This is a genomic window from Streptacidiphilus sp. MAP12-33 (assembly GCF_041261265.1).
Lineage (GTDB): Bacteria > Actinomycetota > Actinomycetes > Streptomycetales > Streptomycetaceae > Streptacidiphilus.
This window is the reverse complement of sequence record NZ_JBGCCA010000004.1, coordinates 151,209-165,900: the sequence shown is the minus strand read 5'-3', so window position 1 is coordinate 165,900 and position 14,692 is coordinate 151,209. Positions and strand designations below refer to the sequence as shown.

The window sequence follows — 14,692 nt, the reverse complement described above, 5'->3', positions numbered from 1 at the left end:
GCTAGCGTGGCAGGCATGCCAGGCAGTCTCAGCAGTCCCGAGGAGCTCAAGGAGCTCCTCGGGATCCCGTTCACCGCGGAGCAGTTGCGCGCGATCACCGCGCCGCTCGCCCCCGCGGTGATCGTTGCGGGCGCGGGGTCCGGCAAGACCACGGTGATGGCCGCGCGGGTGGTCTGGCTGGTCTGCACCGGCCAGGTCCGGCCGGAGCAGGTGCTCGGGCTGACCTTCACCAACAAGGCGGCGGCGGAGCTCGCCGAGCGCGTGCGCAAGGCCCTGCTGCGCGCAGGGGTCGGCGCCGCCTCGGAGGACGCCGGTCCGCGCGAGGGGGACGAGGCGTTCGGCGAGCCCGAGATCTCCACCTACCACGCCTTCGCCGGACGGCTGCTGACCGACCACGGCCTGCGCATCGGCCTCGAACCGGACGTCCGGCTGCTCGCCGACGCCACCCGCTTCCAGCTCGCCGCGCGCGTGCTGCGCCAGGCGCCCGGGCCTTACCCGGGGCTGCGGGACGGCGTCTCCTCGCTCATCGCCAAGCTGGTCAAGCTCGACGGTGAGCTGGCCGAGCACCTCGTTCCGCCGGAGCGGCTGATCGCGCACGACACCGCGCTGCTGGCCTCGCTGGAGGGGGTCAAGCTCGGCAACGAGTCGCTGCGGGCCGTACCGGTCGCGGCGCAGGCCCGCCGTGAGCTGGCCGAGCTCGTCGTCCGCTACCGCGCCCGCAAGCGCGAGGCCCAGCTGATGGACTTCGGCGACCAGATCGCCGCGTGCGCGCGCCTCGCCCTGACCCGCCCCGAGGTGGGCGCGCTGCTGCGCGAGCAGTTCGCCGTGGTGCTGCTGGACGAGTACCAGGACACCTCCGTCGCCCAGCGACTCCTGCTCGCGGGCCTCTTCGGCGACGGCACCGGCCACCCGGTCACCGCCGTCGGCGACCCCTGCCAGGCCATCTACGGCTGGCGCGGCGCCTCCGTCGCCAACCTGGACGAGTTCCCGCACCACTTCCGCGAAGCGGAATATGTCGGCAGTCGCGAAGCGGACCATGTCGGCAGTCGCGAAGCGGACCATGTCGGCAGTCGCGAAGCGGACCATGTCGGCAGTCGCGAAGCGGACCAGGTCGGCAGTCGCGAAGCGAACGGCGGGCACCACCGCGGAGCAGACCTCGGGCAGCACCGCGACGCGGACCTTGGGCCGAGCCGGGAGGCGGATGGCGGGGCAGTCGGCGAAGCCGACGGGTACGGCCCCGGCGCGTCGGCGGTGTCGGCGGTGTCGCCCCCCGGCGCGCACCAGGCCGGCGGGGGCCGGCCCGGCGCGCCCGCCGCGCGGTACTCGCTCAGTGAGAACCGCCGGTCCGGCGGGCGGTTGCTGGCCTTCGCGAACGACCTCGCCGCGCCGTTGCGCGCGATGCACGAGGGCGTCGCCGCCCTGCGGCCCGCACCGGGGGACGAGCAGGCGGGTGGGCTGCGCGGCGCGCTGCTGGAGTCCCACGAGGCCGAGGTCGCCTGGGTCGCGGACAGCATCGCCCACCTGGTCCGCACCGGCACGCCGCCGGGCCGGATCGCCGTGCTCTGCCGCGCGGGGCGCGAGCTCTTCCCCGACGTGCACGCCGCGCTCGTCGCCCGGGACGTGCCGGTCGAGGTGGTCGGGCTGTCCGGGCTGCTGCACCTGCCCGAGATCGCCGACCTGGTCGCCACCTGCGAGGTGCTGCAGGACCCGACGGCCAACGCCGCGCTGGTCCGGCTGCTGACGGGGCCGCGCTGGCGGATCGGTCCGCGCGACCTCGCCCTGCTCGGCCGCCGCGCCCGGGACCTGGTCCGCGTCGCCCGGGACGACGGGCGGACGGACAAGCTGGAGCAGGCCGTCGCCGAGGCGGATCCGACGGAGATCGTCTCGTTGGCCGACGCGCTGGAGTCCTTCCTGTATCCGGGGCAGGCCGGCGAGCCCGAGCTGCCGTTCTCGGCGGACGCGGCGACCCGCTTCCAGCGGCTGGCCGCCGAGATCCGCGAGCTGCGCCGCGTGCTCGCCGAGCCGCTGATGGACGTGCTGCACCGGGTGCTCACGGTGACGGGTCTGGAGGTGGAGCTCGCCGCCTCCCCGCACGCCCTCGCCGCCCGCCGCCGGGAGACCCTCTCGGCCTTCCTCGACGTCGCCGCCGGCTTCGCGGACCTGGACGGCGACCCCTCCCTGGGCGCCTTCCTCGCGTTCCTGCGCACGGCGCAGGAGTACGACCGAGGTCTCGACAACACCCTGCCGAGCGGCGAGGACACCGTGAAGGTGCTCACCGCCCACAAGTCCAAGGGCCTGGAGTGGGACGTCGTCTTCGTCCCCGGTCTGGTCAAGGGTGCGTTCCCGAGCGGCACGGGGCGTGAGCGGTGGACTTCGCGCCCCGAGGTGCTCCCGCACACCCTGCGCGGTGACGCCCCCTCGCTGCCCGCCGATCCGGCGTGGACCTCGGCCGGGCTCAAGGCCTTCGAGGCGGAGATGAAGGAGCACGCTGCCACCGAGGAGCTGCGCCTCGGCTATGTGGCCTTCACCCGCCCACGCACGCAGCTGTACGCGTCCGGCCACTGGTGGGGACCGTCGCAGAAGCGCCCTCGCGGGCCGTCCCCGTTCCTGGAGGCGCTGCGGGCGTTCGGCGAGGAGCGCCCCGGCAGCGGCGTCGAGATCGAGCACTGGGCCGAGCCGCCGGCCGAGGACGCCCAGAACCCGGCGCTGGACGAGTCGGTCGAGCTCGCCTGGCCGCTGCCGCTCGACGCGGCCGCCCAGGCCGCCCGTCGCGCGGTGGGCACGCGCGTGCTGGCGGGCCCGCGCGGGGAGGAGTCCCCGCTGCCGGAGGCATCGGAGGAGCGGCGGCTGGTCACCTCGTGGGACCGGGACCTGGAGCTGCTCTCCGTCGAGCTGCGCCGTTCGCGCTCCCGGGTGCGGGAGGTGCCACTGCCGGCGTCGCTGTCGGCGTCCCAGTTGCTGCGCGTCGCCGCCGATCCGGACGGGTTCGCCCGTGAGCTGGCCCGGCCGGTGCCGCGCCCGCCGCAGCCGGCCGCGCGTCGCGGTACCCGCTTCCATGCCTGGGTCGAGTCCCGGCTGGCCGTCGAGCCGCTGTTGCTGCTGGGCGAGGAGGAGCTGCCGGGCCTCGACGAGTCCGGCATCGAGGACGAGCGTGACCTGGCCCGGCTCAAGGAGGCGTTCCTGCGGACGGAGTACGCCGCGCGCCCCGCGTACCGGATCGAGGAGCCTTTCCAACTGCTGCTCGGGGGCCGGGTGATCCGCGGCCGGATCGACGCGGTCTACCGTACGGAGACGGGTTACGAGGTCGTCGACTGGAAGACCAACCACCGGGAGACGGCCGATCCGCTGCAACTCGCCGTCTACCGGTTGGCCTGGGCCGAACGCGAGGGGCTCGATCCGGGCCTGGTGACGGCCGCGTTTCTGTATGTTCGTAGCGGAACGGTCGTGAGGCCACAGGCGCTCCCGGACCGCGCGGGGCTGGAGGCGCTACTGGACTCCATTACTCCGAACGGGGAGAAAGTCGGTGGAGCAGGCGCGAAGGCTTTGTGAAAGGACTGTGCAGTCTGTCCAATTCGCGCCTAATGTGGGGACGTTAACCAGTCAACTTCGATCCGACGATGCACCATTTCCGGCCGCGATCGGGGCCACCGCCAGGCGGAGCCCGCTCGCACACACCGCCTACGTTCATGCACCCTCGTTGCACCTCGATGCACAGTGCCCGCAGGAGAGACGACGTTGACTGCCGCCGGAAGGTTCCGCCAGCTCAGCCAGAGGGGCCGGGGGGTGCTTCTGCTGCCCTTCGTCGGGGTGGCCCTGGTCTTCGTGCTGGACCGGGCGAGCAACAACCCCAATGTCACCTTCGAGCCGGCCCTCTCGGCCGGCCCGGCGCTCGCGGCCGTCGTCAGCAACAGCCTCTGGTTCCCGCTCGTGGTCGGCGGGGTCACCATCGGTGAGGCCTTCGGCATCGCGGCGGAGGACCGGACCATGTCCGCCTCCGTCCACACGGCCAGCGTGCTCGCCATCGTGCTGATCACCGCGATCGGCGCGGCCAGCGTGATGCTGCGCAACCGGCAGGAGCGCGCCCTGGCCGACGCGCGCCTGGTCTCCGAGGTCGCCCAGCGCATCCTGCTGCGCTCGATCCCGGAGCGGATCGGGCCGGTCCGCGCCGCCGTCCACTACGCGGCCGCCGCCGCCCACGCCCGCATCGGCGGGGATCTCTACGAGGTGGTGCAGACCCGCTACGGGGTCCGCGCTGTCATCGGTGACGTCAGAGGCAAGGGCCTCGCGGCGGTGGAGACCGCGGCGGCGATCCTCGGTGCGTTCCGCGAGGCGGCACACCAGGAGCAGGCCCTGGACAGGGTCGCCGCCTGGCTGGCCGACAGTCTCGGCCGCGCCCTGCACGAGAACGACGGCGAGCACGAGGGGAGCGACGAGGAGTTCGTCACCCTGGTCCTGGTCGGCGTCGGCTCCGACGCGGTCGTCGAGATCGTCAACTGCGGCCATCCGGCCCCGCTGCTGCTGCGCCGGGGCACTCCGGTCCGCTTCCTCGACCCGCCGTCGAACGTCCCGCCGCTGGGCGTGCTGGAGCCGGAGGACGTCCACCCGCCGATCCTTCGGCTGCCGCTCCAGGAGGACGACCGGCTGCTGCTGTACACCGACGGCGTCATCGAGGCCCGCAACAGCTGGGGCGTCTTCTACCCCCTCGTCGAGCGGGTCCCGGACTGTGCGACGGCCGAGACGCCGGCCCTGGTCCTGGACCGCCTCCACGAGGACGTCCGCCGCCACGTCGGGCACCAGCTCGGCGACGACGCGGCGATGCTGCTTCTCCAGTACGCGCCGCTGCCCACCGGCTCCGCGGCTCCTCCGCCCCGCTCCGTCGTCCACCCCCGCGTCTCCACCACCCAGGCCGACCAGCTGCCGCTCCTCGACCGGGGCGACCCGAGAGAGTAGGTCCGGGGCGTCACTCCGGGAGCGTCAGCTCGACCAGCAGCGGCCGGTGGTCCGAGACGCCGGTCGTCGGCGTCTCGACGCGCTGGACGGCGGTGCGCGGGACGCCCACCGCCAGGACGTGGTCGAACTGCACGGTCGGCCGGTGGGCGGGGTACGTGGGGGTGCGGGCCAGGTCGCGCCAGCCCTGCAGCCGGCCCCGGGGTGAGGCGGTGCGACGCGGGCGCCGGGCGCGCGGCCGCAGCGGGAGCCGGCCGCGGTCCACGACCGAGGCGCCGCCCAGCACGGTGCGCGGGACCGGGCCGATCAGATTGAAGTCACCGAGCAGCAGGTACGGCATCGGCAGGTCGGCGATCCACCGGCGCATCCCGGCGAGCTGGCCGAGGTTCCAGCCCGGCACGAACGACAGGTGGGCGGCGACGACGGTGAACGGGCCGGCCGGCCCGTCCAGTACCGCCGCCAGCGCGGCCCTCGGCTCGTCCGGCACGGGGGTCAGTCCACGCCGCCCGGCCACGCGCAGCGGCAGCCCGAACGGCGCCGCGGGGAACCGCCGCGCGCGCCAGTGCAGCACGGGGAGCCGGGTCAGCAGCGCCGTGCCGTAGGCGGGCTGGTCCGCGTCCCGCCCGGCGTCGTCGGGCCCGTAGACGCGCAGCGCCGTCGCGTCCGGCGCGTGCACCCACCCGGCGACGGGCGCGGGCCGGCCGACGACGGCCGCGGCGAAGCGGTAGTCCCGTGCGCCGAGGGCCTTCGCGCCCGCGGCCGCCTGGTCGACGCGTCCGGAGCGTTCCTGGAACCGGTCGACCTCCTGCAGGGCGAGCACGTCCGCGTCGAGCGCGGTGATCGCGTCGGCGAGCGGCGCGGCCGGGTCGTACTCGGGGCGGGAGCCCGTGAGGGGTCGGCCCGCGCGGTCCATCGGCTGGCCGTGCAGAAGGTTGAAGGTCGCGACGCGCAGCTGGCTCACGGGTCGAACCTACGCCAGCGGGGGCTTGTCGCAAGCATGCATACCCGGTATACATACTCAGTATGTCGATCCGCCACGGGCTGCTCGCCCTCCTCGATGAGGGCCCGCGTTACGGCTACCAACTGCGCGTGGAGTTCGAGGCGCGCACCGGTGCCACCTGGCCGCTGAACGTCGGGCAGGTGTACACGACGCTGGGCCGGCTCGAGCGCGACGGACTGGTCGAGCCCTCCGGTGAGGACGACGAGGGCCACGTGTTCTACGCGATCACCGAGGCGGGGCGCGGTGAACTGCGGTCCTGGTTCGACACGCCCGTAGGCAGGGACAACCCGCCCCGGGACGAGTTGGCGATCAAGCTCGCCATGGCCGTCACCGTCCCCGGTGTCGACGTCGCCGCGGTGGTGCAGGCCCAGCGGGGCCACACCATGCGCGCGCTCCAGGACTACACCCGCCTCAAGGCGCGGGCCATGGGGGCGGTGACGAACGCCTCGGGGGACGAACGGGCCCAGGGGCGGGATCTGGCGTGGCTGCTGGTGCTGGACCAGCTGATCTTCCAGGCCGAGGCCGAGGTGCGCTGGCTGGACCACTGCGAGACGCGCCTGCTGAGCGCGGCGTCCCGGCGGCCGGCTGCCGGGACGCCGAACGTGTCGCCGGCTGTCGCCGATCCGGCTGTTGACCGAGTTGTCACGAAACAGGGGGAGCGTTGAGTTCACAACGGGGGGCGGGTGAGACGGCGGTCCTACGGCTCCGCGCCGTCTCGCGGGTTCACGGGCAGGGCGCGACCGAGGTCCACGCCTTGTACGGGGTGGACCTGGAGGTCGGGGCAGGGGAGTTCCTCGCCGTCATGGGGCCGAGCGGCTCGGGCAAGTCCACACTGCTCGCCCTCGCCGGCGGGCTCGACCTCGCCACCTCGGGCGAGGTGCTGGTGGAGGGGCGTGAACTCGGGGCGCTTTCCCACAAGGAGCTGGCGGCGGTGCGCCGCCGCTCGATCGGATACGTGTTCCAGGACTTCAATCTGATCCCCGCGCTGACCGCTGCCGAGAACGTGGCCGTCCCCCGCGAACTGGACGGCGTCCCCGCCCGAAAGGCCCGTAGCGAGGCACTGGCCGCGCTCGCCGAGGTGGGTGTGCCCGAACTCGCCGACCGACTCCCTGACCAGCTGTCCGGCGGACAACAGCAGCGGGTCGCCATCGCGAGGGCACTGGTCGGCGAACGACGCCTGGTCCTCGCGGACGAGCCCACCGGCGCGCTCGACTCCGGTACCGGCGAGACGGTCCTCGCCGTGCTCCGGGCCCGCTGCGACGCGGGCGCCGCGACGGTGCTCGTCACCCACGAGGCCCGGCACGCGGCCTGGGCGGACCGGGTGGTGTTCCTGCGGGACGGCCGCCTTGTCGACCAGACCGCCGTCAGCGCCCCGGAGTCGCTGCTCACGGCGGTGCCCGCCGCCGGCGGGCCCGGCTCGGGTGAGGCGGGCGAGGTGGCGGGTGCCGACGGCGCCGACACCGCGGACGGCCCGGGCGACGCGTCGTGATCCTCAAAGGAGCCGGGTTCTCGTCCTGGCGGGTGGCCCTGCGGCTCGCCCGCCGCAACGCGCTGCGGGCCAAGGCCCGCAGCCTGCTGGTGATCGCAATGATCGCGCTGCCGGTCGCGGGGGTGTCGGCAGCGGACATCGTGAACAGCAGCAGCACACTGACGGTCGGGCAGCAGCTCGACCGTCGGCTGGGCGCCGCCCAGGCCATGGTGCAGCCGGTGCAGCCGGGATCGCCCATCGTGCAGCTGCCCGACGGCAGCGCCTTCGCGGTGGCGAACACCGACGCGAACGGGACACCACAGCCGAGCGCGTCCCCGGGCGGGCCGCGACCGGTCGGACCCGGAGCCCTGGACCAGCTGCGCGCCGCCCTTCCGCGCGGCGCGCGGCTGGTCCCGGACGACGAGACACCGCGTCAGGTCACCACCGTCCACGGGGAGGACACCACCAGGCTGGTGACCCTCGACGCCGCCGACCCGGCCGCCCGCGGCATCGTCACGCTGCGCGCGGGCCGGTTGCCCCACGCCGTGGGCGAGGCCCTCGCGACGAGCGGCTTCCTCGCCGCCTCGGGCCTCTCCGTCGGTGACACCACGGCGGACGTGGCCACCCGGACGCGGTTCACCATCACCGGCGTGGCCGAGTTCCCCGCGGACCTCGCCAAGGACGCCCTGGTGGCGGCCCCGCGCACGACCGCCCCGATCACCGGCGCCTCCGCCGGCTCGGACTGGTGGACGGGCGGCGACGCGCTCGTCGTCCTGCCCGCGGGCGCCCCGTTCACCTGGGCCCAGGTGGAGGCGGCCGACCACCACGGGTACAGCGTGGTCTCCCGGGCGGTCGGCCTCACACCGCCCCCCGCCGACCAGGTCCCGTACTACCGGAGCGACTCCTACGCGGGAGGCGGGGGTCTCTTCGACGACTGGACGGCCACCGCCGCCACGGTCGTCAGCGGCATGGCCCTGCTGGAGGTCGTGCTCCTGGCCGGACCGGCCTTCGCCGTCGGTGCGCGCCGCACCCGGCGCGAACTCGGACTCCTCGCCGCCGCCGGCGGCAGCCGGGCCCACGTCCGCCGTGTCGTGCTCGCGGGCGGCGCCGTGCTGGGGGGCGTCGGGGCCGTCCTCGGCGTGCTGTTCGGCGGCCTCGCGGTGGCACTGGCCCGCGACCCGATCGAGCGGAGCACCGGAGCGCGGTTCGGCGGCTACGTGCTGCGCCCGGCAGAACTGCTCGGCGTGCTCGCCGTCGGCCTGGTCACCGGCCTTCTCGCCGCACTCATCCCAGCGGTCCGGGCGGGTCGCGCGCCGGTGCTGGCCTCGCTGTCCGGGCACGCGGCCGCCGGCCCGCCCCGCCGTCTGCCCACCGTGGTGGGCCTGGCCGCGCTCGTCGCGGGCACGGCGACGGCCTTCGCCGGCGCGACCGTCGGCATGCAGGGCACCTGGATCCTGGCCGGCTCGATCGTCGCGGAGCTCGGCCTGGTCATCTGCACGCCGTCGCTCATCGGACTCCTCGGCCGGCTCGGACGTCGCCTGCCGCTCTCCCCGCGACTTGCGCTCCGCGACGCCGCCCGGCACCCCGGCCGCACCGCTCCGGCCGTCGCCGCGGTCCTCGCGGCGGCCGCCGGTGCCGTGGCGGTCCTGGTCTACGTCAGCAGTTCCGACGCCGAGGCGCGGGCCCAGTTCCCCGTCGCGATGCCGTTGGGCGGTGTGGCACTGCTGGACCCTGACGCGCCCACCCTGTCGAGCCTGCCCGACCAGGCCGCGGCGGTGGAGGGGGCACTGCCGGGGATCGGTCCGCGCGCCGCTTTCCAGCGGGTGATCCCCGGGCCGGACTGCGGACAGCGGTCGAGCGAGGGTGCGGCGTCCTGCGGGGAGGTCGGGCTGCTGCTGCCACCCGCACAGCGTTGCCCGGCGGGCGGTGGCGCCCAGGACGCCACGCCGAGTGATCCGCGCTGCCACCCGCCGACCGCCTTGCGCCTGGCGGACGTGGTCGCGGGCGACGCGGGCACTCTGCGGGCGCTCACCGGCTCGACGGATCCGGCGGCCGTGCGGGCGCTGCTTCAGGGCAAGGTGGTGCTCACCGACGCGCGCTATCTGGACCGCGGAGAGGCGATCCTCGGCGTCGGCGATCCGGCGATCAACGGCGCCGATCCCAACGCCGGTCCGGACGGCACCGGAGGCGCGCCGACCGTCCGCCTCCCGGCGGTGGTGGTCTCCGTCTCGTCGGCGGCCGTGGGCGCCGTGATCCCGGAGTCGGCGCTGCACGGAGCCGGGCTCACCGAGGAGCCGATGGGTTACGCCTGGCTGCCGCCGTACGTGCCGAGCACCGCGCAGGCCGAGCGGGCGCTGGCGGCGGTGGACGCGTACAACCCGGGATCGGTCCTCCAGGTGCAGCACCCGTTCCAGCCTCGCCATGGTGCCCTGGAGCTCGTTCTCGTCGCCGCGGCCGTCCTCGTCGCGGTGGGCGCGTCCGCCCTCGCCACCGGCCTCGCTGCGGCCGACGCCCAGGACGACCTGGCGATCCTGGCCGCCGTCGGCGCGCCACCGCGCACCCGGCGCAGGCTCTCGGGATTCCAGTGCGCGGTGATCGCGGCCATGGGAACCCTGCTCGGCGCGGTCTCGGGGCTGGTCCCGGCGGCCGCCCTGTGGGAGAGCCGCTACATCTCCGTCCACGAGGGCGGTGAGGTGGTGGTGCCCTGGGGCTCGCTCGCCCTCCTCGTCGTGTGCGTCCCCGCGCTCGCCTGGGTCCTGGCGGCCCTCTCCACCCGCCCCCGCCGGCACCTGCTCCGCCGCCCGACCTGAAGGCGCGGCCCCGCCCGGCGCCCCGATCGCCGTGTCCGATCGGGGCGCTGTGATCAAACGCGCTTGCCGGGCGGGCGCGGCTTCGAACTAGAGTCGTGCCATGAGCCCCGAAGCCCCGGACAGCGTCGTCCGCGCCTACATCGACCAGCACCGTGCCGCCTTCCTCGACGATCTCGCCGAGTGGCTGCGCATCCCCTCCGTCTCCGCCGACCCGGCTCGGGCCGGGGAGGTGCGCCGTTCCGCGGAGTGGCTGGCGGCCAAGCTCCGGGAGACGGGCTTCCCGGTGGCGGAGGTCTGGGAGACGGAGAACGGTGGCCTGCCCGCCGTCTTCGCCGAGTGGCCCTCGGGAGAGGCCGGGGCGCCGACCGTGCTCGTCTACGGTCACCACGACGTCCAGCCCGCCGCCCGCGAGGACGGCTGGGCGACGGAGCCGTTCGAGCCGACCGTCGTCGACGGCCGCCTGTTCGCGCGTGGCGCGGCCGACGACAAGGGCCAGGTCTTCTTCCACACGCTCGGCGTGCGCGCCCACCTCGCGGCCACCGGCCGCACCGCACCGGCCGTCAACCTCAAGCTGCTGATCGAGGGCGAGGAGGAGTCGGGCTCGGCGAACTTCGTCGATCTGGTGCGCCGCCAGGCCGGCCGCCTCGCCGCCGACATCGTGATCGTCTCGGACACGGGCATGTGGGCCGAGACCACGCCGACCGTCTGCACGGGCATGCGCGGCGTCGCCGACGCCGAGATCAGCCTCTACGGACCCGACACCGACATCCACTCGGGCTCCTTCGGCGGCGCGGTGCCGAACCCGGCCGACGAGGCCGCGCGGCTGGTCGCGGCCCTGCACGACGCCGACCGCAGGGTCGCGGTCCCCGGCTTCTACGACGGTGTGGTGGAGCTGACCGAGCGGGAGCGCGAGCTCTTCGCCGAACTGCCCTTCGACGAGGAGGCGTGGCTGCGCGTCGCCAAGTCCCGGGGCACCCAGGGCGAGGCCGGGTTCACCACGCTGGAGCGGATCTGGGCCCGTCCCACGGCCGAGGTCAACGGCATCTGGGGCGGCTACACCGGCCCCGGTGGCAAGACCATCGTCCCGGCCGAGGCGCACGTCAAGTTGACCTTCCGGCTGGTGGCGGGGCAGGACGCGGAGAAGGTGCAGCAGGCGGTCGCCGACTGGGTCGGCCGGCAGGTGACGCCGGGGATCCGGCACGAGGTCGCCTTCCGCGGAGCGACCCGGCCGTGCCTGACGCCGCTCGACCACCCGGCGTTGCGGTCGCTGGCCCGGTCCATGGGCCGCGCGTTCGAGCAGAAGATCCTTTTCACCCGGGAGGGCGGCTCCGGTCCCGCCGCCGACCTGCAGGACGTGCTCGGTGCCCCGGTGCTCTTCCTGGGCATCTCGGTGCCGTCCGACGGCTGGCACTCGACGAACGAGAAGGTCGAGCTCGACCTGCTGGTCAAGGGTGTCGAGACGGCGGCCTACCTGTGGTCCGACCTCGCCCGGAGCTGGGCCGCTGACGGAGCGGACGGGGTCCCGGCCGGGGCCCCGACCACCGCGGACAACTGATCAAGGGGGAGCGAACCGTGACGGTTCAGCAGCATTTCGACCGTACGCTGCCGCTCGCGCGGGCCGGCGTGGACCGTGCCGCCGAGCGGCGCCTGGACGAGCCGTGGCTCGCCGCGGCCTGGAGCCACCCCAGCACCCGGGTGCTGGCGGTCGCCGAGGGCAAGGCCTTCGTGGCCGACACCGAGTCCGGCACCGAACTGGTGCTGCTCAGCACCTTCGACGCGCCGGACTCGGGGGAGCGCGTCTTCCTCGGCTGCGACGAGGACGGGACGGCGTACTTCGCCGTCCTCGGCGCCCAGCTTCCCGGCCGACTCGACGGTCCGGAGCGCCCGGCGGGCCTGCGGGAGGTGGGCGGTCTTCTGGGCGCGCGCGACGCCGGTCTGCTGGTGCACGCCGTGGCCCTGCAGAACTGGCACGGCGCGAACCGCTTCTGTGCGAACTGCGGGCACGAGACCGTGGTGGCCGCGGCCGGACACGTCCGTCGCTGCACGTCCTGTGCCCGCGAGCACTACCCGCGCACCGACGGGGCCGTGATCATGCTGATCACGGATGACCAGGACCGCGCCCTCCTGGGGCGTCAGGCGCTGTGGCCCGAGGGGCGCTACTCGACCCTGGCCGGCTTCGTCGAGCCCGGGGAGTCCCTGGAGCAGGCGGTGGCCCGCGAGGTCGCCGAGGAGTCCGGTGTCCGGATCGACCTCGATTCGGTGGGCTATGTCGCCTCGCAGCCGTGGCCCTTCCCGGCGAGCCTGATGCTGGGCTTCACGGCCAAGGTCGACTCCGCTCCGGGCGCGGCCGAGATCCGGGTCGACGGCGAGGAACTCGACGAGGCCCGCTGGTTCAGCCGCGAGGACCTCGCGGCCGGCATGGCGGCGGGCACCACGCTGCCTCCGTCCGGGATCTCCATCGCCCGCCGCCTGATCGAGCTCTGGTACGGCCGGCCGCTCCCCGAGGTGAGCTGGTAGCCCGAGCCGCCGGGCGCGCCGTCCGTCTGGCCGCTTGATCACCTGGCCGCCGCGCCATGCTCCGACGCGTGGCGCGGCGGCCTGTGGGTGCCGGCCTGTGGGTGGCGGCGGCCGGATGTGGGGGACGGCGACGGTCGGCGGTCCGGCGGGGGCGTGTCAGCGCGTCCACGCGCCCCGGGGCGCGGTGTGACGCCGGTCGCGTGCGCCCGGAGCCGTCGTCATGCCCCCGCTTCGCTCGAAAGAGTGATGGCCGGAGCGAGCCCGCCCTGCGCCGCAGCGGCGTCGTCCGCGCGCTTCGGGTCGAGGGCGAGGACACAGGTCACCGTTTTTCCGGTGAGCCGGACCACCACGTCCCAGCTCTCGGCGAGCAGCCGGACGATCTGCAGCCCGCGCCCGCCGAGCGCGTCGTCACCGGCGTCCCGGGCCGCCGGGAGCGAGGTGCCCTCGTCCGTGACCGAGACCCGCAGCCCGGTCTCGGTGAGCGCGAGGGTGAGGTCGACCGGGCCGCTCCCGTATCGCATCGCGTTGGTGACCAGCTCGGAGACGACCATCTCGGCGCTGTCGACGAGCTCGACGGCACCCCAGGCGGCCAGCGCGGTGCGGGTGATCCGGCGGGCGTGCCGGACATTGCGCGGGTGGGGCGGGAAGGAGGCGACAGCCGCCCAGGCTCTCCGGTCGTTCATCGTTCATGCCTCCAGGGCAGGATCATGAGGGCACGCAAGTAGTTGGGATAATCCGGAATGAGCCAGCCTTGACTGATGTTGGCTCGTTTCCCCGATCTCGCGCAAGCGCAATGGCTACATTCTCGGGGTGAACATTTCCCGAGGGGCGGGCCAGGCCCCGAAATATCAGCGGCTGGCCGCGGATCTGCGGCGCCGGATCATGGACGGGGAGTGGCAGGGTGGCGTGCCGCTGCCGGTGGAAGGCGAGTTGGAGAGCCAGTACGGGGTCGCTCGTAATACTGTCCGACTTGCTGTTGATGTTCTCGTCAATGAAGGACTTCTGGTCCGCATCCAGGGAAAAGGGACCTATCTCAAGGACCACACCGTCGTCGATCACCACGCCTATCGTGCACCGATCGGTGCCGCTCCAGGAACCCCCCTGGCTGCGGCCGGTTCGGTATATGCGGAAGAGGCGCAGGCGGCTGGTCGGAAATTGACCTCCGACTTTCAGATGCTGATCGTAAGAGCCACCACTGACATCACCGAACGCCTCCGGCTCGCCGCCGGCGAGGCGGTGGTGCTGCGGCGGGTGCTGCGCTATCTCGACGGCGAGCCGTGGTCGGTCGAGGAGAGCCACTACCCGGTGCGGCTCGCGGCGGCCACCGCGCTGATGGACCCCGACCCGGTGCCGGGCGGGGACGAGGCCGCCCTGGCGGAGGCCGGGCACGTCGAGACCGGGTACGTGGACGAACTGTGCGCCCGGATGCCGAACCCGGAGGAGGCCCGCTGGTTCCAGGCGGGCCCGGGCGTTCCGCTGCTGGTCCAGCTGCGCACCGGGCTGACCGGGAGCGGCCCGGTGCGGGTCACCGAGACCCGCTACTGCGCGGACCGCAACCGGCTCGTCTACTCGCTCGGCGGGCTGGAGAGCCTCGCGCCCTCGGGGCGGGTCCCCGCACAACGATGACCGGCCCCGGGCGATCGCCCGGGGCCGGTCATCGAGGCGGAGAGGTCAGGCGACGGCGGCCTTCACCTGGGCCAGCGACGGGTTGGTCATCACCGTCTCCGCGCCGGTGGAGGAGATCGCGATCACCGTCGGAACCGTCTGGTTGCCGTTGTTGACCTTCTCGACGAAGGCGGCCGAGGCCGGGTCCTGCTCGATGTTGATCTCGGTGTACTCGATGCCCTCGCGGGTCAGCTGCGACTTCAGCCGCTGGCAGTACCCACACCAGGTCGTGCTGTACATCGTGACTTTGGCGGACATCGGTATCGCTCCTCAAAGGTCTGTCCC

General features: G+C 74.1%; 11 protein-coding genes and 1 pseudogene. 9 read left to right on the top strand and 3 right to left on the bottom strand.

The features are described from left to right. Positions 1-15 precede the first annotated feature (15 nt). Both ABH931_RS06670 and ABH931_RS06665 read left to right on the top strand, forming a co-directional pair. Positions 16-3,549, top strand: a complete 3,534-nt coding sequence (locus ABH931_RS06670) for a UvrD-helicase domain-containing protein (protein WP_370110821.1) — start codon at positions 16-18, stop codon at positions 3,547-3,549. 234 nt (positions 3,550-3,783) lie between these two features. Continuing rightward, positions 3,784-4,950 (top strand): PP2C family protein-serine/threonine phosphatase, encoded by a 1,167-nt coding sequence (locus ABH931_RS06665; protein WP_370110819.1) that lies wholly within the window; start codon positions 3,784-3,786, stop codon positions 4,948-4,950. A 10-nt stretch (positions 4,951-4,960) separates the two neighbouring features. Here ABH931_RS06665 and ABH931_RS06660 read toward each other — a convergent pair whose 3' ends face one another. After that, complete coding sequence (locus ABH931_RS06660) at positions 4,961-5,908, bottom strand: endonuclease/exonuclease/phosphatase family protein (RefSeq protein ID WP_370110816.1); 948 nt, start codon at positions 5,906-5,908, stop codon at positions 4,961-4,963. Positions 5,909-5,970: 62 nt separating this feature from the next. On the opposite strand from ABH931_RS06660, the gene ABH931_RS06655 reads away from it, so the two are divergent. From ABH931_RS06655 to nudC, 5 genes are all read left to right on the top strand, one after another. After that, positions 5,971-6,612 carry a PadR family transcriptional regulator gene (locus ABH931_RS06655; RefSeq protein ID WP_370110814.1) on the top strand — a complete coding sequence of 214 codons (642 nt, stop codon included), beginning with the start codon at positions 5,971-5,973 and terminating at the stop codon, positions 6,610-6,612. Further along, entirely contained in the window at positions 6,609-7,436 is an 828-nt protein-coding gene (locus ABH931_RS06650; RefSeq protein WP_370110812.1) for an ABC transporter ATP-binding protein, read from the top strand. The genes ABH931_RS06655 and ABH931_RS06650 overlap by 4 nt, the downstream gene beginning before the upstream one ends. Continuing rightward, complete coding sequence (locus ABH931_RS06645) at positions 7,433-10,225, top strand: FtsX-like permease family protein (protein ID WP_370110810.1); 2,793 nt, start codon at positions 7,433-7,435, stop codon at positions 10,223-10,225. The genes ABH931_RS06650 and ABH931_RS06645 overlap by 4 nt, the downstream gene beginning before the upstream one ends. A gap of 100 nt (positions 10,226-10,325) precedes the next feature. Further along, positions 10,326-11,780, top strand: coding sequence for a dipeptidase (locus tag ABH931_RS06640; RefSeq protein WP_370110808.1), 1,455 nt, complete (start codon positions 10,326-10,328; stop codon positions 11,778-11,780). 17 nt (positions 11,781-11,797) lie between these two features. Beyond that, positions 11,798-12,742 carry an NAD(+) diphosphatase gene (nudC, locus tag ABH931_RS06635; protein ID WP_370110806.1) on the top strand — a complete coding sequence of 315 codons (945 nt, stop codon included), beginning with the start codon at positions 11,798-11,800 and terminating at the stop codon, positions 12,740-12,742. 218 nt (positions 12,743-12,960) lie between these two features. On the opposite strand, the gene ABH931_RS06630 is transcribed toward nudC, so the two are convergent. Beyond that, the gene (locus ABH931_RS06630) at positions 12,961-13,425 is read right to left on the bottom strand and encodes an ATP-binding protein (RefSeq protein ID WP_370110804.1); all 465 of its coding nucleotides are present in this window, start codon (positions 13,423-13,425) and stop codon (positions 12,961-12,963) included. A 199-nt stretch (positions 13,426-13,624) separates the two neighbouring features. Between ABH931_RS06630 and ABH931_RS06625 the strand changes: the two are divergent. Next, positions 13,625-13,714 (top strand): annotated as a pseudogene (locus tag ABH931_RS06625) (GntR family transcriptional regulator); the annotation flags it as partial. A 201-nt stretch (positions 13,715-13,915) separates the two neighbouring features. Next, positions 13,916-14,368: a UTRA domain-containing protein gene (locus ABH931_RS06620; RefSeq protein ID WP_370110972.1), complete on the top strand. Its 453-nt coding sequence runs from the start codon at positions 13,916-13,918 to the stop codon at positions 14,366-14,368. 45 nt (positions 14,369-14,413) lie between these two features. Here ABH931_RS06620 and ABH931_RS06615 read toward each other — a convergent pair whose 3' ends face one another. Continuing rightward, positions 14,414-14,665 (bottom strand): mycoredoxin, encoded by a 252-nt coding sequence (locus ABH931_RS06615; RefSeq protein WP_370110802.1) that lies wholly within the window; start codon positions 14,663-14,665, stop codon positions 14,414-14,416. Between the last annotated feature and the right edge of the window lie 27 nt (positions 14,666-14,692).

Bases quoted from the DNA above. Each gene is read 5' to 3' on its own strand.
- ABH931_RS06620 (WP_370110972.1), top strand. From the start codon at position 13,916: ATGCTGATCGTAAGAGCCACCACTGACATCACCGAACGCCTCCGGCTC.
- ABH931_RS06630 (WP_370110804.1), bottom strand. From the start codon at position 13,425: ATGAACGACCGGAGAGCCTGGGCGGCTGTCGCCTCCTTCCCGCCCCAC.
- ABH931_RS06615 (WP_370110802.1), bottom strand. From the start codon at position 14,665: ATGTCCGCCAAAGTCACGATGTACAGCACGACCTGGTGTGGGTACTGC.
- ABH931_RS06655 (WP_370110814.1), top strand. From the start codon at position 5,971: ATGTCGATCCGCCACGGGCTGCTCGCCCTCCTCGATGAGGGCCCGCGT.
- ABH931_RS06640 (WP_370110808.1), top strand. From the start codon at position 10,326: ATGAGCCCCGAAGCCCCGGACAGCGTCGTCCGCGCCTACATCGACCAG.
- ABH931_RS06670 (WP_370110821.1), top strand. From the start codon at position 16: ATGCCAGGCAGTCTCAGCAGTCCCGAGGAGCTCAAGGAGCTCCTCGGG.